Source organism: Novosphingobium decolorationis, from assembly GCF_018417475.1.
Lineage (GTDB): Bacteria > Pseudomonadota > Alphaproteobacteria > Sphingomonadales > Sphingomonadaceae > Novosphingobium > Novosphingobium decolorationis.
Genome location: NZ_CP054856.1, coordinates 1916425 through 1934360 on the forward strand (window position 1 = coordinate 1916425; position 17936 = coordinate 1934360).

The window sequence follows — 17936 nt, forward strand, 5'->3', positions numbered from 1 at the left end:
TCTTCAGCCCATCAACTGACCCAGCGCCTCGCCCAGAGGCTTGGCGATGGGAGAGATGTTCTGTTCCTCCAGGAAGCGTCGCTCGTTGCGGGTGAGCGTTTCCACGTCGAGCACGGCATAGTGCCGCGCGGACGAGCGCTTCATGATCTGGCGGGCATAGGTGCGCAGGAGCTGGTCGTCGAAGCGGCAGCCCAGAAACACGAAGCCAAGACCTGTCCGGCGATGCCGGACCTCCTCGGGGATCGGGGTCTGGATGTCGATTTCGGTGAGGACCTCGACGTAGTCCGCATCGGTGATGAGGAAATTCGCATCGGGCGCGATGCCGCCATGGGGGGTGTAGAGCAGCGTCGTCGCGGCCTCGGCATCGTGCGCCTTCGCCGGATCGCCACCGGGCGTGTAGAAGCGGAACCAGCGGTCCTCACCAATGTGCGCGCGGGTGATCCCCTGCACTTCGGCCCAGTCCTCGCGGCCTGCGGCAAGAAGCGCGGTACGCATCTCGCCTGCATACCAGGCATCGACGACAAGCGGCAGCGGCAGGCCCGCCAGCCAGCGGTGGAAGGCCGAGGGCAGCACGCCCTGCGCAAAAGCCTCCTTCATCCAGGCCGTCACGGTATCGCGAAAGCGCGTGCTCTCGATGTACTGCGCGGCAGCCCAGCAATTGCCCTTCGCGCGGCGTGGCAGGGTGGTCTTCGTCGCGAAGAAGTCGGCCAGTGCGCCGGTCGAGAGCGGCACCGCATGCGCGCCCAGCGCCGAGATACCCGGCCCCACGAAAGGCACCAGTTGCCCGGCCCGCAGCCCCTCGCCCACTTCATCAAGCAGCACCTCGGGATTTTCCAGAACATGTGTCGCCATCACGCTCAGTCCTCTTCCACGGTGGCGCGCTTCTTCGCCTCGACAGTGATCGGCAAGCGCGTGTCCTCGGCCAGCCAGGGCAGTTCGAGCACCCATCCGTTGGCAAGGCGCACCCAGCCGCCCCACAGGCTTTCCTTCTCGACCTCCACGATCGGCTCCTCCAGGTCTTTCTTGGGCACGTAGGCCGAGAGCTGTCCCTCGGCGCGGCGGATCATGACTTTCACAGGCTAGGTCTCCTTTCCGGGATCATGGGGCGCGGGAAAAGCCACCACGGCGGCACCGTCATGCCCGGTATGGTCCGCGAGCCGGCCCGCCAGTTCGGGCACGGCCTCGATGCGCGTGCGCGCCAGCTCACGAATGGCGGGTTCCTCGTCATCGAGCAGCGCAAAGAGATCCTCCTCGGCCAGCCGCTCGGCCACGGTGAAGCGCACGCGCATGTCGCTGTCCTCGACCAGCAGGCGCAGCGGATCGGGCGGCAACCGCCCGGCAACCTCGCGGCGCACCAGCGGGTCGGGGTCGAACGCCATGTCGGGCAGCGCGCGCACATCGATGCGCCGGGCGACCCAGGCGCGCACCTCGGGGTCCGGGTCGTGGCGTACCAGTGGCAGCATCTCGACCGGCATGCGCCGCACCGCGGTGATGCGCACCATGTAGGCCTCGTCGCGGATTGCAGGCACCAGGTCCGCCCCGGTCAGGCGCGAGGCCGCCGCGATGCGCACGTCGATGTCCTCGTCGTGGATCATGTCGCGGATCCTTTCTGCAGGCAGGCGCAGCGTCGCCATCGCGCGGACTTCGGGTTCGGGATCGTCCAGCAGGGGAGCGAGCCGGAACACCGTGGCGTGGCGCGCGGCGCCTGCGCGCACCTCGAAATAGGGATGGTCAAGGTACTGGTCGGCAAGTTCGGGATTGGCGCGCAGGAACGTTTCCACCCGGCGCGCGCGGCGGTCGCGGATGCAGGCGCGCCCCTTGGCGCACAGGCCCATCGCGTTGATCGCCTGGTGGTCGCACTCGCGGCAGCGCACCGGGCGCCCCTTCCAGTCGAGCGCGGCACCCAGGTTGTCCTCGAAGGCGTTGTCCTCGAAGGCCACGGCCCGTCCCATGCCCCTTGCGCGCCGGTCAGGCCGGCACGCAGGTCTTGGGGACGGGGCAGACGGTGTCGCACTGCGGATGGTCGTACTCGCCCGCGCACTCGGTGCACTTGGCGGGATCGATGATGAAGGTATCGCCCTTCATCGAGATCGCCGCGTTGGGGCATTCGAATTCGCACGCGCTGCACCCGGTGCACTGCGAGGCGATGATCTTGTAGGCCATGGTAGTCCTCCTGCCTGTGTCCGCTCGAGTGAAAGCAGGAAGCGTGCCAGCCAGAAAGGTCAGGACTTATAGTACGTTAGGATTACAGCGTGTTGTCCGGGACCCGACAAACGTGTCCGTTTTCGTCCATCGTTCCGGCGCGTGTCAGAAGTGGACGGTCGCGCTGGTATAGCCATAGAGCGTATCGCCCCAGCCGTTGGCGCCGCTTGCATTCTTCAGGAAATCGCCGCGAAACAGCACCGCCCCGCCGGTGTCGATTTCCAGCACCCTGGGCACCAGCCAATAGCCCGCGCGTGCCTCCAGCTGGTAGCCCGCGAAACGGCCCGCGTTCCCTTCGGCGTCCGAAACACCGGTCGCGGAAAAACTGTCCTCAAGACTGTCCGCCCAGTTCGCCCGGCCCATCGCCGCCAGAGAAAGGCGCTTGGCCGGGCTGGCCTGGACCAGCGCCCCCACCGAGCGGATATTGGCACGGCCCAGCGCTCCGTAGAGCGAGGTCGGTCCGAACTCGAAGCGGCGCGCGCCGAACAGCGTGTCGAAGCGGTTGTAGGAACCTCCCCCGTTCTCACCCGGTTTGTCGCCCGAGACGAGATCAAGCTCCAGCGCCACGCGCGGGCTCCAGCCGCCGGCAAAACGGTAGCCCACCTCGGCGTGCGCAAAGTAGGCCGAGACGTCGCGCTTCAGCGCGCCCGGTGCCGTCGAATTGCGGATATTGCCGAACTGGTAGGCCCCCTCGACGTCGAAATCCAGGCGCCCCGCCGTACTCTTGCGCGACAGCCGCGCCCCGGCCGTGCGCAGATGCCGGTTGCGCGTGGCACGCGAGGGCGTGTCATCCTCGTCGAGGGCGTAGAAATAACCCTCCAGCGCTGCCCCGCGAAGGCCGATGGGCGTGCGCGCAAAAGCGCCCCAGAAGGTCTCGTCGAAACCCTGGCTATCGGCGTGGACGTGGTTGTCCAGGATGCCATCCCGGTCGCCGGGCAGACGCCGCACCGGCATCGTGTAGAAGGCCGAGACGGACTCTCCGCCCTTACCCGTCCAATCCGCCCGAAAGCCGGTGAAGGCGTTGATTGTGTTGCGAAAGCGATTGCGCGCGACAAGGCGGCGCGAGCCCATGTCCATGGTGAAGCGCCCGGCCTGGAGCCGCGCGGACGTGCCCTCGCCCAGCGCCGTGCCGAAATCGAAGGCCAGATAGGCCTGCGTCACCGCCAGCGCGTTGACCTCGGTGGTGCCGAGCGAACTGCCCTCACCCCCACCATAGGCACGCGAGTCGGTGATCTCGCCGCCCACCTGCACCGGCCCTGCGTCATAGGTCACCTGCAGGTCGCTGCGCAAAAGAAGCGCATCGCTGCTGCGCGCACGGCCGGGACGAAACTGGTTGTCGATCGCCTCGTAGCGCGCCCGCACATGGCCCTCGACCGTCAGCCCCTCGGGATTTCCCAGAGCCTTCTGAAGTGTGGGGGCATCCCCCTCCCCGGCATGGGCCACTCCTGGAAGAAGGGGCAGGACGGGCAGCATGGGCAAGACCAGCGCGCGCAACACGCCCGCGCCACGGGCGCGCACGGCGCCCTGCAATATCGTCGTCATGGGAACTCCCTGGAGCATGCGCACGACCTGTCCCTGTGCCTGGCACGGGACAAACGTTGGGGTCGCGGCACCGTTTTCTATATCCAAGTGTATATTAATGTTGCTGAGAGTCCAGACCACGCCCCACGCGCTCTTGCGAAAAATATTCTTCACTCGCAATAAGCAGCTTGAGGAACACGCCTATTTCTCGTGACTTAGAGACAGATCGCCCGCCAGAATCGGATGATGCAACGCATCATGACGCCCGCTGCACCGCAGCAAATTCCTGTTTCACATCTTTTCCGCACAGCCATTTCAATATACAGATGGATATAGCAATTTCCGGAGGGATCATGTTGAACCGAATCGGCCGCGGGTGCGCGGCCCTCGCGCTGCTGCTGGCCATCGGCCTTTCCGGCCCGGCCGCATGGGCGGCAGGCCCTACCGTGCTCGCGGCGGCAAGCCTGCGCGAATCGATGAATTCGGCGGCCGATGCCTGGGCCGCGAAGGGCCATGATCGCCCGGTCATCTCCTTCGCCGGTTCCTCCGCGCTCGCCCGCCAGATCGAGGCCGGGGCACCCGCCGACATCTTTGTCTCGGCCGACGAGAAGTGGATGGACTATCTCCAGACCCGCAAGCTGATCCGCACGTCCACGCGCCGCTCCTTCCTTGCCAACGACATCGTTCTCATCGCCCCCAAGTCCAGTGCTCTGAAACTGACGATCAAGCCGGGCTTCCCGCTCGCGCGCACGCTCGGCAACCGCCGTCTCGCCATGGCCGACACCAACGCCGTGCCCGCCGGACGCTACGGCAAGGAAGCTCTGCAGAAGCTGGGCGTGTGGAACAGCGTTTCGGGCAAGGTTGCCAGCGCCGAGAACGTGCGCGTCGCGCTCGCCTTCGTCAGCCGGGGCGAGACCCCGCTGGGGATCGTCTATGCCACCGATGCCAAGGCCGATCCGGGCGTGCGCGTCGTCGGCACCTTCCCGCGCTCCAGCCACACCCCGATCAGCTATCCCGTCGCGCTGACCGCAAAGGCCGCCAACCGGGAGGCCGAGGCGTTCCGAAAGTTCCTGATTTCCAGCCAGGGCAAGGCCGTCTTCGCCCGCTTCGGGTTCCGCACGAACTGAGCATGGCGGGCCTCCTCTCCCCCGAGGAATGGCAGGTCGTCGTCCTCTCGCTCAAGGTGAGCGGCGTGGCGATCCTGATCGACCTGCCACTGGCCTTTGCGCTGGCCTGGCTACTCGCGCGCGGGCGCTTCCCCGGCAAGGTGCTGCTGGATGCCATCGTCCACCTCCCGCTCGTCCTGCCGCCGGTGGTGACGGGCTGGATGCTGCTGCTCGCCTTTGGCAGCAACGGGCCGGTCGGGCGCTTCCTGCTCGATACCTTCGGGCTCGGTCTCATCTTCCGCTGGACCGGCGCAGCGCTTGCGGCGGCGATCATGGCCTTGCCGCTGATGGTGCGCGCGATCCGGCTCTCGCTCGAGGAAGTCGACCGCCGCCTGGAAAGCGCCGCGCGCACGCTGGGCGCAGGGCCCTGGCGCACCTTTGCCAGCGTCACGCTGCCCCTCGCGCTTCCCGGCGTGATGGCCGCGCTTGTCCTGGGCTTTGCGCGGTCCATCGGCGAATTTGGCGCGACGATCACCTTTGCCTCGAACATTCCGGGCGAGACCCGCACGCTGCCGCTCGCGATCTATACCGCGCTGCAGATCCCGGGCAGCGAGGGCGACGTGGCGCGCCTCGCGATCATTTCGGTGCTGCTCTCGCTCGCCGCGCTGGTGATCTCCGAGACACTGACCCGGCGCTCCGGACAGAGGAAGGCCGGCCATGCCCTTTGACGTCGACATCGCCCTCCAGCGCGGCAGCGCGCACATCGCGGCCCGTTTCCGCGTCGGGCCGGGCCTCACCGCCCTGTTCGGCACCTCGGGGGCGGGCAAGACGAGCGTGCTCAACGCCGTCGCCGGGCTGATCCGCCCGCAGAGCGGCCGCATCGCGGTGGGCGAGGAGGTGCTCTACGATGGCACTACGCGCCTGCACCTCGCGCCCGAGAAGCGCGCCTGCGGCTACGTCTTCCAGGACAGCCGCCTGTTCCCCCACAAGACCGTGCGCGACAACCTGCTGTTCGGCTGGAAGCTCGCGCCCGCCGCCCGGCGCTGGATGGCGCTGGAGGAAGCGAGCGAATTCCTGGGCATCGCGCATCTTCTGAAGCGCATGCCGCGCACGCTGTCGGGGGGCGAAATGCAGCGTGTCGCGATCGGCCGCGCGCTCCTTTCCGGGCCCCGCTTCCTGCTCATGGACGAGCCGCTCTCCTCGCTCGACGAGGAACGGCGCGGCGGGGTGATGCAGGTGATCGAACGCATCCGCGACGAACTGGCCCTGCCCATCCTCTACGTCAGCCATGACCGGCGCGAGGTGGACCGGCTTGCCGATCATGTCGTGACGCTGAGCCCCGACGGCACCGGGGTGACGCCCGGGATCAGGACTTCTGATGCGCCAGCGGCGCGTCGCGCAGCGCTGCGCCCAGTTCCGTCCACTCCGCACAATCCCTGAGATCGCGGCTCTCCTCCTGGAGGCTGCGGTAGAGCTGGAGTATGCCCCGTCCATAGGGGGTCATCCGCGCACCGCCGCGCGCCGAACCACCCGGCGCGGTTTCCACCAGCGGTTCGTGCCAGCAGCGGTTCATCGTATCGACCAGGAGCCAGGCCCGGCGGTAACTCATGCCGATCTTGCGCGCCGCGGCCGAGATCGAACCTTCCTCGCCGATGGCATCGAGCAGGTCCGCCTTGCCCGGCCCCATGGCGATCTCATCCCCTGAATAGATCTGCAACTTGATCTTCAAGACTGGTGCGCTCTGGCTCATCTGCCCGTCTTGGCCCGGATCCATTCGCGTGGCAAGCCATGGCCGCAAAGCGCGTTGGAACACTTGTCTGTACCACTAAGAGACACTCTGGCGCGCAACGAATGGCCACTTGCCTAGCGTTGAATCGATTGCAATATAACGCTGGGGCCTTTGGGCGCGATACGAAACAGAACAAGAAGAAGCGGGACCATAAAAATGAACACTCGTCCGACGGAGACGCCGCAGCCCGGGGCACAGAGGCCACGTCGCACCATCAAGCGCCAGCAACCCGGCGTGCGGCGGCAGGATCTGCTCCAGGTGACCCTCGAATGCCTTTCCAGGTTGGGGCCACGGGGCACCACGGGGCGCGAAATCTGCCGACAGGCCGGGGTCTCGCATGGCCTGTTGCGCCACTACTTCACCAACCCGCAGAACCTGTTGCTCGAAACCTACGAAGAGCTCTGCAACCAGGTCATCACGGGCCTCGCCGCCGAACTCACGGTGCCCGACCGCGACGCCTGGGTCTCGCTTGACGCCTTCTTCGACAAGCTGTTCTCCGACGAATGGGCCAACACCCAAAGCCTGGGCGCCTGGCTGGCGTTCTGGTCGCTGGTGCGCAGCGACCCCGAATTCGCGGCGCGCAACGATGCCCTCAACAATGAAGTCCGGCGCCTGCTGGCCGATGCGATGTCGCGCCTTTCCGAGCGCCCGCAGGCCTCGTCGATGGACGATGCCGTCGCCATCATGGCCGCGACCATGGACGGCCTGTGGTTCGAGTTCTGCCTCTCGCCCAACCGCCTCTCGCGCGAGCGGGGCATGGAATTGTGCAAGCGCACCTTGCGCATCCTGATCCCCGAAGCGGCCTGACACGGAGGACCGAAGCGCCTCAATCGGCTGTCGGCGCGTCGGCCTCGTCGCGCACCCAGGCCACGAACCGGCCGAGCGGCGATCCTCCCTCGGGGTCGCCGCGCCAGACGAGATGGTAGGCATCGCGGGTCGACAGCGCGGTCTCGAAAGGAACCACCAGGCTGCCCGCGGCCAGTTCGGGTTCGATCAGGAAGCTTGGGATGAGCGCCACACCCGCGCCCGCCGCCGCGGCCTGCGCCAGCATCAGGAAGTGGCCGATGCGGGGCCCCTCGCAAGGACGCGCCAGTTCCACGCCGCACGCCGCGAACCACTGGTCCCAGGCCCTGGGGCGCGAGGACTGGAAGAGCAGCGGCTTGTCCGCCAGGTCAGCCGGGCGTTCCAGCGGGTTCGCCTCCAGCCAGGTGGGCGCGCAGACCGGGACCGCTTCCTCCTGAAACAGGAAGGCATGGTTCATCCCCGGCCAGGGCGGCTGCCCGAAATCGAAGGCGGCATCGAACTCGCCCGCCTCCTCGTCCTCGCCGAAAGGCCAGCTGCGCGCCGCGATATTGATGACAAGCTCGGGGTGCCGGGCCGAGAGCCGGGGCAGGCGCGGCGCCAGCCAGCGCATGCCCAGGCTGGGCAGGCAGGCAATCGTGAGGCTGTTGTCCCCGCGCTGTTCGCCCAGCCGCGCGCTGGCCCGCGCGATCTGCGCGAGCGCAGGCTCCACCGCCTCGGCATAAGCGCGCCCGGCCGCGTTCAGCTCCACACGCCGCCCGGCCCGCACGAACAAGGGAACACCCAGCCGCGCCTCGAGTTGGGATATCTGACGGCTGATCGCGCTCTGGGTCAGCCCGACCGCGCGCCCGGCCTCGGAAAAGCTGCCATGGCGGGCCGCGGCCAGGAAGCTGCGCAAGGATTGCGAGGAAGGCAGATGCACGCCGGCGAGGTCATTCCATTTCATCATGCATTGATGATAGCTTGTCGTTTGCAGGGCAAGAATTTCGCGTGGTAAGCGCAAGGGCAGAGGAGACAATCGATGCAGGATCTGCACACATCGACCGTTGCACGCCTGGTTCGCGCGCACCTGGGTGACGAAATCGGCGCCGTCACGCTTGCCGCACTTAATATGACGCCTGCGCTGCTGAGCGACGAGGGCGAGCGCGTCTCGCGCGCGAGCATGGCTACCGCACTTGGCGCGGCCCTGTTCCGCACCGTTCTCGACGGCGTGCCGAGCGCGGCGGGCTATGTCGGCGAGCGCCTGGAAATCGACACACGCATCACGCTCGACCACGGCGCGCTGCGCACGATCCTCTTTCCCGATGGCCCCACCGGTGCCCTTCCCGGCGGGCAGGAGGCCTTCGCGCGCATCCTGCGCCCGCTCGGCTATGTCGAGGCCGCGCAGTATCCGTTGCCGCGCCTCCGGATGACCGGCCACGCCTGGTGCCACCTCGACCATCCCGAGGACATCCTCCAGTACTTCGTCAGCGAGCTTCATGTCGACCAGTTCGACGCCGAGTTTGCCGCCGCCGCGCACCGTGTCTTCGACACGTCACTCGATCCGCTGAGCGCACAGGCCAAGGCCGTGCTCGACCGTTTCGCGGCCGAGGGCAGCGTGCCCTTTGCCGAGGCCGAGGCGCTTCTCCCCGTCCTCGTCTCCGCCTTCGACCGCGCGCATGAACCCGCCTTCGAAGACGACTACGAAACGCTGCTCGCCCAGTCGAAGGAAGCGGCCTGGATCGCCACCGAGGGCAACGCCTTCAACCACGCGACCGACCGCGTAGCCGATGTGGGCGCGCTTGCCGACGCCCTGCGCGCGGCGGGCAAGCCGATCAAGGACAAGGTCGAGCACTCCGCCTCGGGCCGCGTCCACCAGACCGCCTTTCGCGCCGACATGGTCGAGCGTCCCTTGCGCCGCGCCGACGGCGCGCCGGTCACTCGCACGGTGCCCGGCTCCTTCTTCGAATTCATCACCCGCGACACCCTGCCCGGCAGCGAGGCCCTCGACCTCGGTTTCGACAGCGGCAATGCCACGGGCATCTTTGCCATGACACGGACCCCATGACCCTTTCCAGCGACGCCCGGATTGCCCTTGAGACGATTGTCGGCGAGGCCAATGTCCTCAGCACCGAAACCGACATCGACGCCTACGCCGAAGATGGACGCGGCACGCGCGGCGCGGCGGCCTGCGTGGTGCGCCCCGCCAGCGCCGGCGAGGTACGTCAGGTCCTGGAAGCGGCCCATGCCCATCGCGTGACCGTCATTGCGCAAGGCGCGCGCACCGGCCTCGCCGCCGCCGGGCTTGCCGCCAGCGCGGAGGACCAGATCGTGCTCAGCCTCGAGCGGCTGAAGGGCGAGATCGCCATCGATCCGGTCAACCGCTCGGCGCGGGTGGGCGCAGGCGTACTCCTCTCCGAGCTCAACGCGGCGGCCGAGGAACATGGCCTGTTCTTCCCCATCGACCTCGGCGCGGACCCTTCCATCGGCGGCATGGTTGCGGCCAACACCGGCGGGGCTCGGCTCTTGCGCTATGGCGATGTGCGCCAGAACCTGATGGGCCTCGAACTCGTCACCTCCGAGGACGCCCCCCGCATCCTCTCGCTCGGCTCCGAGCTCTGGAAGAACAACAGCGCGCTCGCGCTTCAGGACCTTGTCGCGGGCAGTTCGGGGACGCTGGGCGTGGTGACAGGCGCGACGCTCGCGCTGAGCCCGAAGCCGGTCAACACCGTGACCGCGCTGCTCGCACTTCCCCATCCCGAGGCCGCGCTCGATGTCCTGGCGCGCATGGAAAGCGCCTTTGGCACGCTGCTCACCGCCTTCGAGGGGATCTCCAAGCCCGCGCTGACCGCAGCCATCACCCATGTCTCCTCGCTGCGCGATCCCTTCGCGGGCGAGATCCCGGGCTATTGCGTGCTGCTCGAGCTTTCGGGCGGCGCCGCGATCGAAGCCGAATGGCTGGAGGAAAAGCTCGCCGAAACGCTCGAGCCCCTGTTCGAGGACGGCACCATCGCCGACACCCGCATCGACCGCGGCACGGCGCTATGGGCCGTGCGCCACGCGGTGCCCGAAGGCCTGCGCAAGTCGGGCAAGGTCGTCGCCTGCGACATCGCGATGAAGCGCGGCGATGTCATGCGCTTTCGCACCGATATTGCCGCGCGTCTTGCCAAGGTCGCCCCGCAGCTTGAACTGTGCGACTTCGGCCACATCGGCGATGGAGGCCTGCACTGCAACAGCGTCTGGCCCGAGAGCGCAGGCGCGTTCGATCCCGCCATTGCGGACGCCGCGCGCGAAACCATCTTCGCCGCCGTCGTCGAGGATTACCACGGCAGCTTCAGCGCCGAACACGGCGTGGGGCCTGCCAACGCGGACTGGTACGCGCGCTTCATTCCCGAAGACGTGCGCGCGCTGTCCGGACAGATCCAGGACCTGATCGCCCCGCGCCCGATGGGCCGGGTGCGCTTTGGCCCCACGCGCTGAATTTTCCGGGAGAGAAAACATGACAACGCCCCACAACGGCCCCACCTTCACCTCGCTCGATCCGGCCACCGGGGAGGTGGTCTGGGAGGGCGCAAGCGCCACGCCCGCCGATTGCGAGGCCGCCATCGCCAAGGCGCGCAAGGCCCTTGGCGCCTGGCGCGCTGCGCCGCTCAGCGAACGGATCGCCGCCGTGGAGCGTTTCGCCGCCGCCATCGCCGAAGACGAGGAGGGCCTTGCCGAAACGATCTCGCGCGAGACCGGCAAGCTCCTGTGGGAGACCCGCACCGAGGCCAAGGGCATGGTCGGCAAGGTCGCCGTCTCCATCCGCGCGCAGGCCGAACGGGCGGGCGAGCGGCGCCAGGACATGCCCTTTGGCGAAGCCGTACTGCGCCATCGTGGCCACGGCGTGATGGCGGTCTTGGGCCCCTACAACTTCCCCGGGCACCTCCCTAACGGCCACATCGTGCCCGCCCTGCTTGCGGGCAACACGGTGGTCTTCAAGCCCAGCGAGATCGCGCCCACGACCGGCGCGCGCATGGCTGCGGCCTGGGACAAGGCCGGGCTTCCCGAAGGCGTCTTCAACCTGGTTCAGGGCGGTCGCGAGACCGGCGAGGCGCTGGTGGCGGGCGACATCGATGGCCTGCTCTTCACAGGCTCGGCCCACGCGGGCCGCGCGCTCAGGCACGCCACCATTGACCGCCCCCACCTGATCCTTGCGCTGGAACTGGGCGGCAACAACCCGCTGATCGCCTGGGACAGCCCCGAGGAAGCCGCCTCGATCATCGTCCAGTCCGCCTTTGTCACCTCGGGCCAGCGCTGCTCGTGCGCGCGGCGCCTGATCGTGCCGGAAGGCGCGATGGGCACGGCCATCATCGAGGCGCTCGACGCGCTGACCGGGAAGCTCGGCATCGCCGCCTGGAACGAGGAACCCACGCAAGCGGCCTTCATGGGCCCGCTCGCCTCCACCGCGGCCGCGCAGCAGGCCCACCGTCAGGTCGGCGCGCTGATCGACCATGGCGCCACCTCGATCCGCGCCTTTCACGGCATCGAGGGCCGCGCGCCCGCCTTCGTCGCGCCCGCGATCCTCGATGTCACCGGGATCGAGGTCCCCGACGAGGAAATTTTCGCGCCGGTCCTGCAGGTGCGCCGCGTGCCCGACTTCGACGCGGCACTGGCCGAGGCCAACGCCACGCGCTTTGGACTGTCCGCCGGGCTTGTCAGCGCCGATGCAGCGCTGTGGCAACGCTTCGTGGAGGAGAGCCGCGCTGGCGTCGTCAACCGCAACCGCCCGACCACGGGCGCGGCCGCCAACATGCCCTTCGGAGGCCTTGGCGATTCGGGCAACCACCGCCCCAGCGCCTACTACGCCGCCGATTACTGCGCCTATCCGATTGCCAGCTTCGAGGCCGAAACGCCCGGTGCGGTCGCGATCCCCGGGCTGTAATCAAGCTTCGCGCAGCGCCGCGACCAGCGCGTGTTCGGAAGGGGACAACCGTCCTTCGGGCCGGGTGAAGAGGCCGGTCGGGCGCTCGTAGCGGGAGAGGCCGAGGTCGAGCGAGACCAACTGGCCCGAGGCGATCTCGGCGGCGAAGCTGCTGCGGTCGCCGAGCGACACGAAGGGCCCTTCAAGCAGGCAGCCCTTGACCACATGGAGCGAGGAGGTGCGCAGCGCGATGGGCGGCTCGGTCAGTTCGGAGCGCGCGAACATCTCGCGCCAGCCTGCAACCAGCGCCGGGTGGTCGGGCACGATCCAGCGCTCCTGCGCAAGGTCGGCGAGCCCCACCTGCGCGCGTGCCGCCAGCGGATGGTCGGCGCGCATGATGACGCCTGCGCTTTCCATGGCGAGAGTCTCGAACGCCAGGCCTTCCAGATCGACATAGGGCCCGCGCGCGCCGAAGACGAGCCGCACCGCCCCTTCGCGCAAGGCGTCGAGCAGCGCGCCGAGCGGCCCCTCGCGCACCTGCACCTGGACCCGAGGATGGCTACGCGCGAGCGCGGCAAGCGCGCGCGGCAGGCGCTGCATGGCAAAGGCGGCGTCCGTGCCGACATGCAAGGTCTCGCGGCCTTGGCCTGCCGCGGCCCGCACCGCTTCTACCGCCCGGTCCCGCTCGGCGAGGATCAGCCGCGCGCGCGGTAGGAGTTCGATGCCGTGCGGTGTCAGCTCCACACCGCGTGGCCCCCGCGTGAAGAGGGCTGCGCCAAGGCTCTCCTCCAGCATCTGCAGGCTGCGCGAGAGCGAGGGCTGCGACACACTGAGAGCGTCCGCCGCGCGGTTGACGCTGCCCAAGCTCGCGACTTCCACGAAGCGTTCGAGTTGCCGGATATCCATCGCGCCTGCGCTCCTCCCGAATGATCGAGAGAAACTATAGCAGGCACACGCTGATCGCCATCTTTTCGATAGCTCTGTCCGATCAGGCGGGCAGCAGTTCCTTCAGGGGCTTTGCGGGATCGGCGAGGAATTGCGCCGGAACCTGGGCGCCGGCCTCGACCAGCTTGCGCCCCTGCACGAAGTCCTTCGCGTTGTTCACGCAATCGACCGCAACGACCTTGCCTTCGCGCAAGTACACGACCGAGAACTTGCGGGTTTCCGGATCGCCGCGCAGCACGGTTTCGTCGTAGCCCGCGTTGATCCCCGCCGTCTGCAGGCGAAGGTCATACTGGTTCGACCAGAACCAGGGGAAGGCCTTGTAGGGGGCGGGATTGCCGCAGATGGCCTTGGCGACGCAGGTCGCCATGTCGGTCGCGTTCTGGACCGATTCCACGCGCATATCCGCGCCGCCCGCATAGGCACAGGCGAACTGCGCGCAGTCGCCGATGGCGTAGACGCCGGGCAGGTTTGTCTGGCAGTGGTCATCGACCGCAACCCCGTTCGCGCCCTCGGCGCCCGCGCTCAGGAGCGGCGCGACGGCGGGCACGATGCCGATGCCCACGATCACCGCGTCGGCGGGCAGGACCGCGCCATCGGCGAGGCGCACGCCCGTCACCTTGTGCCCATCGCCTTCAAGGCACTCGACCAGGGTTCCGGTGCGCAGGTCCACGCCGTGGGCGCGGTGCTCGGCCTCGTAGAAGGCGGACAGTTCCTCGCCCGCAACACGCGCGAGCACCCTGTCCTGCGCTTCGAGCAGCGTAACTTCAAGGTCGAGCTTGGAGAGGACAGCGGCGGCCTCCAGACCGATGTAGCCGCCGCCGATCACGACCACGCGGCGGATCCCTGCGTCGACTTCGGACATGAGACGGTCGCAGTCCTCACGGGTGCGCACCGCATGAACGCCCGCCAGGTCCGCGCCCGCACAGGTCAGGCGGCGCGGATCGCCGCCCGTCGCCCAGACGAGGTACGTGTAGTCCAGCGTCCCGCCATCCGAGAGCGCCACCGTCTTCGCCTCCGGGTCGACCCCGGTGACTTCGGTGGAGAGGCGGAAGGTCACGTCCTTTTCGGCCCAGAAGGTTTCGGGGCGAATGTAGAGCCGGTCGAAGGTCTTCTCGCGCGCGAAGTACTCCTTGGAAAGCGGCGGGCGCTCATAGGGGAGTTCGGGTTCGCGGCCGATGACGGTGATCGCGCCTTCAAAACCGTTCTGCCGCAGCGCAATGGCGCACTGCGCGCCCCCGTGTCCGGCTCCGACGATAACGACAGACGACTGATCCGTCATGCGACCTCTCCTTCTTGTTTTCGCGTGGTTTTCGGGTGGGCGGCGCTCAGACGCGCTCGAGCAGGACCGCCAGGCCCTGCCCGACGCCGATGCACAGGAAGACGAGCGCGTAGGTGCCGCCCGTCACATGCAGTTCCTCCACCGCGCTCATCGCGATGCGCGCGCCCGACATGCCGAGCGGATGGCCCAGCGCAATGGCGCCGCCGTTGCGGTTGACGCGCGGGTCGGTGAGCGGGTCGATGTCGAGCGCGCGCAGCGTGGCGATGGCCTGGCTGGCAAACGCCTCGTTGAGTTCGATCACGTCGACCTGGTCCATGGTCATGCCCTGACGCGCGAGAACACGGCGCGCGGCCTCGATGGGGCCAACGCCCATGACGCGCGGCGCGATGCCCGCGGCCGACATGCCCAGAACGCGCGCGCGCGGGGTCAGGCCGTGGATCTTCGCGGCCTCTTCGGAGGCGACCAGCATGGCCGCCGCGCCGTCGTTGAGGCCCGACGCGTTGCCCGCCGTCACCGTGCCGCCCGGCTTCACCACGCTCTTGAGCTTGGCAAGCACGTCAAGACTGGAGCGGCGGGGATGCTCGTCGGTGTCGAAGACGATCGGGTCGGCCTTGCGCTGCGGGATCGTGACCGGGACGATCTCCTTCGCCAGTCGCCCGCTCGCCTGCGCGGCGGCGGCCTTTTCCTGGCTGTTGAAGGCGAAGAGGTCCTGGTCCTCGCGGGTGACGTTGTAGTCCTCGGCCACGTTCTCGCCGGTCTGCGGCATCGATTCGACGCCGTAGAGTTCCTTCATCTTCGGGTTGACGAAGCGCCAGCCGAGCGTCGTGTCCTCGATCTTCTGGTCGCGCCCGAACGCGCTGCCCGCCTTGCCCAGAACGTAGGGGCTACGGGTCATGTGCTCGACCCCACCCGCGATCATCAGGTCCGCATCGCCCGCCTTGATCGCCTGCGCGGCCATGCCCAGCGCGTTGAGACCGGACGCGCACAGGCGGTTGACGGTGACGCCCGGCACGTTCTCGGGCAAGCCTGCCAGCAGCGCCCCCATGCGCGCGACATTGCGGTTGTCCTCGCCCGCCTGGTTCGCACAGCCCAGGATCACGTCATCGACGCGCGCCCAGTCCACGTCCGGGTTGCGCTCAACCAGAGCGGCCAGCGGCACGGCGGCCAGATCGTCGGCGCGGATGCCCGAGAGCGAGCCGCCGAGCTTGCCGACGGGGGTACGGATGGCATCGCAGATGAAGGCTTGGGTCACGTCAGGTCTCGGTTTCAGTTCGTAAGGAAGGACGTCATGCCCGCGGCCAGCGCCTCGGGCGCTTCGAGGGGCGCAAGGTGCGCGGCCTCAAGCGCGAGATGCTGCGCGCCAGGGATCGTCTGCAGCAGGGTTTCACCGTGGCCCTCCAGCGGGGTCGAGGTGTCGCGCGTGCCGGTGACGACCAGCGTCGGGCAGGCAATGGCGGAAATACGGCCCGCCAGGTCCATGTCGCGGATTGCTGCGCCGCAGCCCGCGTAGCCTTGCGCATTGGTCGCGATCAGCTGGCGCAGCACGGCGTCATAGACGGCAGGCTCTTCGGCGCGGAATTCGGGCGAGAGGAAGCGGCCCATCGCCATCTCGGCAATGGCGACCATGCCCTTTTCGCGCACCGTCGCAATGCGCTGGGCCCACGAGGCCGCGTCCATGGTGGCCGAGGTGCAGACCAGCACCAGCTTCTCCAGCACGCCGGGGTGGGAGAGGGCGATCTCCATGCCGATCATGCCGCCCAGCGACACGCCCGCAAGCGCAAAGCTCTCGACACCCGCCTCCTTCGCGACCGCGAGGATGTCCTCGGCCAGAAGCGAGAGCGTATAGTCGCCCGGCTCGGCCTGCGAGGCGCCGTGGCCGCGCGTGTCGATGCGCAGCAGGCGGAACTGATCGCGCAGATGCGCCAGCGCGGGGTCCCACAGGTCCATGTCCGAACCGATGGAGTTCAAAAGGACGAGGACCGGCGCACCTTCGCGCCCATCCATCTTCCAGTAGATCTGCGCGCCCGAAACCTGGGTAAAGGGCATCAGGCCACCTCTTCCAGCGCGGAGGTATCGAAGGGCACGGCGGTCTTTTCGCGCACTTCGTCGAGGGTGACGCCCGGTGCCAGTTCCACGAGGCTGAGGCCACCCTTTGCGCGGTCGACGGCAAAGACGCACAGGTCGGTGATGATCATGTCGACCACGGCCTTGCCGGTCAGCGGCAGGGTGCACTCGGGCAGGATCTTGGATTCGCCCTTCTTGGTGCAGTGATCCATGACCACGACGATCTTCTTGACGCCCGCGACAAGGTCCATCGCGCCGCCCATGCCCTTGACCATCTTGCCCGGGATCATCCAGTTGGCCAAATCGCCGTTCGCGCTCACTTCCATCGCGCCCAGCACGGCCATGTCGATGTGGCCGCCACGGATCATGGAGAAGCTGTCGGCGCTGGAGAAGAAGCTGGACGTCGGCAGCGCGGTGACGGTCTGCTTGCCCGCGTTGATGAGGTCCGGGTCTTCCTCGCCGTCATAGGGAAACGGCCCGATGCCCAGCATCCCGTTCTCGGACTGGAGCGTCACCTTCATGCCCTTGGGCACGTAGTTGGCGACGAGCGTCGGGATCCCGATGCCCAGGTTCACGTAGAAACCGTCCTTGAGTTCCTTGGCCGCGCGCGCGGCCATCTGGTTGCGGTCCCAGGTCATTTAGACGGCCTCCCTTTCGCGCACGGTCTTCTTCTCGATGCGCTTCTCGTTGATGGTGGAGAGCACCACGCGGTCGACGTAGATGCCGGGCGTGTGGATGCAGTCGGGATCGAAGGTACCCTCGGGCACGATCTCTTCCACCTCGACGACGGTCACCTTGCCCGCGGTCGCCATGTTCGGGTTGAAGTTGCGCGCGGTCTTGCGGAACATGAGGTTGCCCTCCGGGTCCGCGCGCCAGGCCTTGATGATCGAAAGGTCGCTGCGCAGCCAGGTCTCGCGCACGTAGTCTTCGCCCTCGAAGGTTTCGACCGGCTTGCCTTCGGCGACCACGGTGCCCACGCCCGTCTTGGTGTAGAAAGCGGGAATGCCTGCCCCACCGGCACGGATGCGCTCGGCAAGCGTCCCCTGCGGGTTCAGTTCCAGTTCCAGCTCGCCCGAAAGGTACTGGCTTTCGAAGAGCTTGTTCTCGCCCACGTAGGAGGAGATCATCTTCTTCACCTGGCGGCTTTCCAGGAGCATCCAGAGGCCAAAGCCGTCGGCGCCCGCGTTGTTCGAGACGACGGTGAGGTCTTTCACGCCCGATTTGCGGATCTCGGGGATCAGGCTCTCCGGGTTGCCCGAAAGGCCAAAGCCTCCCGACATGATCGTCATCCCGTCGAACAGCACGCCGTCCAGCGCGGCTGCGGGGCTCTCGTAAATCTTGCTCATG

General features: G+C 67.8%; 20 protein-coding genes. 7 read left to right on the top strand and 13 right to left on the bottom strand.

What is annotated here, in order from left to right; all coding sequences use genetic code 11:
* Window positions 1-3: 3 nt before the first annotated feature.
* The 5 genes from HT578_RS08785 to HT578_RS08805 form a co-directional block, all read right to left on the bottom strand.
* The gene (locus tag HT578_RS08785) at window positions 4-852 is read right to left on the bottom strand and encodes an SIR2 family protein (protein ID WP_213503694.1); all 849 of its coding nucleotides are present in this window, start codon (window positions 850-852) and stop codon (window positions 4-6) included.
* Between the two features lie 5 nt (window positions 853-857).
* On the bottom strand, window positions 858-1067 hold the full coding sequence (gene nifT, locus HT578_RS08790) for a putative nitrogen fixation protein NifT (protein ID WP_226635292.1): 210 nt from the start codon (window positions 1065-1067) through the stop codon (window positions 858-860).
* A gap of 12 nt (window positions 1068-1079) precedes the next feature.
* On the bottom strand, window positions 1080-1952 hold the full coding sequence (locus tag HT578_RS08795; RefSeq protein ID WP_213503695.1) for a 4Fe4S-binding leucine-rich repeat protein: 873 nt from the start codon (window positions 1950-1952) through the stop codon (window positions 1080-1082).
* Between the two features lie 16 nt (window positions 1953-1968).
* Window positions 1969-2163, bottom strand: a complete 195-nt coding sequence (locus tag HT578_RS08800; RefSeq protein ID WP_039390815.1) for a 4Fe-4S dicluster domain-containing protein — start codon at window positions 2161-2163, stop codon at window positions 1969-1971.
* Between the two features lie 144 nt (window positions 2164-2307).
* Window positions 2308-3744, bottom strand: a complete 1437-nt coding sequence (locus tag HT578_RS08805) for an alginate export family protein (protein WP_213503696.1) — start codon at window positions 3742-3744, stop codon at window positions 2308-2310.
* 332 nt (window positions 3745-4076) lie between these two features.
* On the opposite strand from HT578_RS08805, the gene modA reads away from it, so the two are divergent.
* The 3 genes from modA to HT578_RS08820 are packed head-to-tail and all read left to right on the top strand — an operon-like array spanning window position 4077 to window position 6269.
* Window positions 4077-4850 (top strand): molybdate ABC transporter substrate-binding protein, encoded by a 774-nt coding sequence (gene modA / locus HT578_RS08810; protein ID WP_213503697.1) that lies wholly within the window; start codon window positions 4077-4079, stop codon window positions 4848-4850.
* Window positions 4851-4852: 2 nt separating this feature from the next.
* The gene (gene modB / locus HT578_RS08815) at window positions 4853-5557 is read left to right on the top strand and encodes a molybdate ABC transporter permease subunit (RefSeq protein WP_039390811.1); all 705 of its coding nucleotides are present in this window, start codon (window positions 4853-4855) and stop codon (window positions 5555-5557) included.
* Window positions 5547-6269 (top strand): molybdenum ABC transporter ATP-binding protein, encoded by a 723-nt coding sequence (locus HT578_RS08820; protein ID WP_213503698.1) that lies wholly within the window; start codon window positions 5547-5549, stop codon window positions 6267-6269. The genes modB and HT578_RS08820 overlap by 11 nt, the downstream gene beginning before the upstream one ends.
* On the opposite strand, the gene HT578_RS08825 is transcribed toward HT578_RS08820, so the two are convergent.
* Entirely contained in the window at window positions 6196-6579 is a 384-nt protein-coding gene (locus HT578_RS08825; protein ID WP_213503699.1) for a winged helix-turn-helix domain-containing protein, read from the bottom strand. The genes HT578_RS08820 and HT578_RS08825 overlap by 74 nt on opposite strands.
* Before the next feature lie 195 nt (window positions 6580-6774).
* Here HT578_RS08825 and HT578_RS08830 point away from each other — a divergent pair, with 195 nt between their 5' ends.
* Window positions 6775-7425 (top strand): TetR family transcriptional regulator C-terminal domain-containing protein, encoded by a 651-nt coding sequence (locus HT578_RS08830; protein WP_039390808.1) that lies wholly within the window; start codon window positions 6775-6777, stop codon window positions 7423-7425.
* Between the two features lie 19 nt (window positions 7426-7444).
* On the opposite strand, the gene HT578_RS08835 is transcribed toward HT578_RS08830, so the two are convergent.
* Window positions 7445-8368, bottom strand: coding sequence for a LysR substrate-binding domain-containing protein (locus HT578_RS08835; RefSeq protein ID WP_239026567.1), 924 nt, complete (start codon window positions 8366-8368; stop codon window positions 7445-7447).
* A gap of 72 nt (window positions 8369-8440) precedes the next feature.
* Between HT578_RS08835 and HT578_RS08840 the strand changes: the two genes are divergently transcribed.
* From HT578_RS08840 to astD, 3 genes are read left to right on the top strand one after another with little or no spacing between them, the layout of a single operon-like run.
* On the top strand, window positions 8441-9466 hold the full coding sequence (locus HT578_RS08840) for a 2-oxoadipate dioxygenase/decarboxylase family protein (RefSeq protein ID WP_213503700.1): 1026 nt from the start codon (window positions 8441-8443) through the stop codon (window positions 9464-9466).
* On the top strand, window positions 9463-10878 hold the full coding sequence (locus HT578_RS08845; RefSeq protein ID WP_213503701.1) for an FAD-binding oxidoreductase: 1416 nt from the start codon (window positions 9463-9465) through the stop codon (window positions 10876-10878). The genes HT578_RS08840 and HT578_RS08845 overlap by 4 nt, the downstream gene beginning before the upstream one ends.
* Window positions 10879-10897: 19 nt before the next feature.
* A complete protein-coding gene (gene astD / locus HT578_RS08850) occupies window positions 10898-12322 on the top strand; it encodes a succinylglutamate-semialdehyde dehydrogenase (protein ID WP_213503702.1) in 1425 nt (474 codons plus the stop codon).
* Here astD and HT578_RS08855 read toward each other — a convergent pair whose 3' ends face one another.
* The 6 genes from HT578_RS08855 to HT578_RS08880 all read right to left on the bottom strand — a co-directional run bounded on the left by HT578_RS08855 (window position 12323) and on the right by HT578_RS08880 (window position 17935).
* Window positions 12323-13207, bottom strand: a complete 885-nt coding sequence (locus HT578_RS08855) for a LysR family transcriptional regulator (protein ID WP_213503703.1) — start codon at window positions 13205-13207, stop codon at window positions 12323-12325.
* Window positions 13208-13289: 82 nt separating this feature from the next.
* Window positions 13290-14525 (bottom strand): NAD(P)/FAD-dependent oxidoreductase, encoded by a 1236-nt coding sequence (locus tag HT578_RS08860; protein ID WP_213503704.1) that lies wholly within the window; start codon window positions 14523-14525, stop codon window positions 13290-13292.
* Window positions 14526-14571: 46 nt separating this feature from the next.
* A complete protein-coding gene (gene pcaF / locus HT578_RS08865; protein ID WP_213503705.1) occupies window positions 14572-15777 on the bottom strand; it encodes a 3-oxoadipyl-CoA thiolase in 1206 nt (401 codons plus the stop codon).
* 14 nt (window positions 15778-15791) lie between these two features.
* Entirely contained in the window at window positions 15792-16571 is a 780-nt protein-coding gene (pcaD, locus tag HT578_RS08870) for a 3-oxoadipate enol-lactonase (protein WP_213503706.1), read from the bottom strand.
* On the bottom strand, window positions 16571-17227 hold the full coding sequence (locus HT578_RS08875; RefSeq protein ID WP_213503707.1) for a 3-oxoacid CoA-transferase subunit B: 657 nt from the start codon (window positions 17225-17227) through the stop codon (window positions 16571-16573). The genes pcaD and HT578_RS08875 overlap by 1 nt, the downstream gene beginning before the upstream one ends.
* The gene (locus tag HT578_RS08880) at window positions 17228-17935 is read right to left on the bottom strand and encodes a CoA transferase subunit A (RefSeq protein WP_039390797.1); all 708 of its coding nucleotides are present in this window, start codon (window positions 17933-17935) and stop codon (window positions 17228-17230) included.
* Between the last annotated feature and the right edge of the window lies 1 nt (window position 17936).

Coding starts and splice junctions, on each gene's coding strand:
- HT578_RS08785 (WP_213503694.1), bottom strand. CDS start 852: ATGGCGACACATGTTCTGGAAAATCCCGAGGTGCTGCTTGATGAAGTG.
- nifT (WP_226635292.1), bottom strand. CDS start 1,067: ATGATCCGCCGCGCCGAGGGACAGCTCTCGGCCTACGTGCCCAAGAAA.
- HT578_RS08795 (WP_213503695.1), bottom strand. CDS start 1,952: ATGGGACGGGCCGTGGCCTTCGAGGACAACGCCTTCGAGGACAACCTG.
- HT578_RS08800 (WP_039390815.1), bottom strand. CDS start 2,163: ATGGCCTACAAGATCATCGCCTCGCAGTGCACCGGGTGCAGCGCGTGC.
- HT578_RS08805 (WP_213503696.1), bottom strand. CDS start 3,744: ATGACGACGATATTGCAGGGCGCCGTGCGCGCCCGTGGCGCGGGCGTG.
- modA (WP_213503697.1), top strand. CDS start 4,077: ATGTTGAACCGAATCGGCCGCGGGTGCGCGGCCCTCGCGCTGCTGCTG.
- modB (WP_039390811.1), top strand. CDS start 4,853: ATGGCGGGCCTCCTCTCCCCCGAGGAATGGCAGGTCGTCGTCCTCTCG.
- HT578_RS08820 (WP_213503698.1), top strand. CDS start 5,547: ATGCCCTTTGACGTCGACATCGCCCTCCAGCGCGGCAGCGCGCACATC.
- HT578_RS08825 (WP_213503699.1), bottom strand. CDS start 6,579: ATGAGCCAGAGCGCACCAGTCTTGAAGATCAAGTTGCAGATCTATTCA.
- HT578_RS08830 (WP_039390808.1), top strand. CDS start 6,775: ATGAACACTCGTCCGACGGAGACGCCGCAGCCCGGGGCACAGAGGCCA.
- HT578_RS08835 (WP_239026567.1), bottom strand. CDS start 8,368: ATGATGAAATGGAATGACCTCGCCGGCGTGCATCTGCCTTCCTCGCAA.
- HT578_RS08840 (WP_213503700.1), top strand. CDS start 8,441: ATGCAGGATCTGCACACATCGACCGTTGCACGCCTGGTTCGCGCGCAC.
- HT578_RS08845 (WP_213503701.1), top strand. CDS start 9,463: ATGACCCTTTCCAGCGACGCCCGGATTGCCCTTGAGACGATTGTCGGC.
- astD (WP_213503702.1), top strand. CDS start 10,898: ATGACAACGCCCCACAACGGCCCCACCTTCACCTCGCTCGATCCGGCC.
- HT578_RS08855 (WP_213503703.1), bottom strand. CDS start 13,207: ATGGATATCCGGCAACTCGAACGCTTCGTGGAAGTCGCGAGCTTGGGC.
- HT578_RS08860 (WP_213503704.1), bottom strand. CDS start 14,525: ATGACGGATCAGTCGTCTGTCGTTATCGTCGGAGCCGGACACGGGGGC.
- pcaD (WP_213503706.1), bottom strand. CDS start 16,571: ATGCCCTTTACCCAGGTTTCGGGCGCGCAGATCTACTGGAAGATGGAT.
- HT578_RS08875 (WP_213503707.1), bottom strand. CDS start 17,227: ATGACCTGGGACCGCAACCAGATGGCCGCGCGCGCGGCCAAGGAACTC.
- HT578_RS08880 (WP_039390797.1), bottom strand. CDS start 17,935: ATGAGCAAGATTTACGAGAGCCCCGCAGCCGCGCTGGACGGCGTGCTG.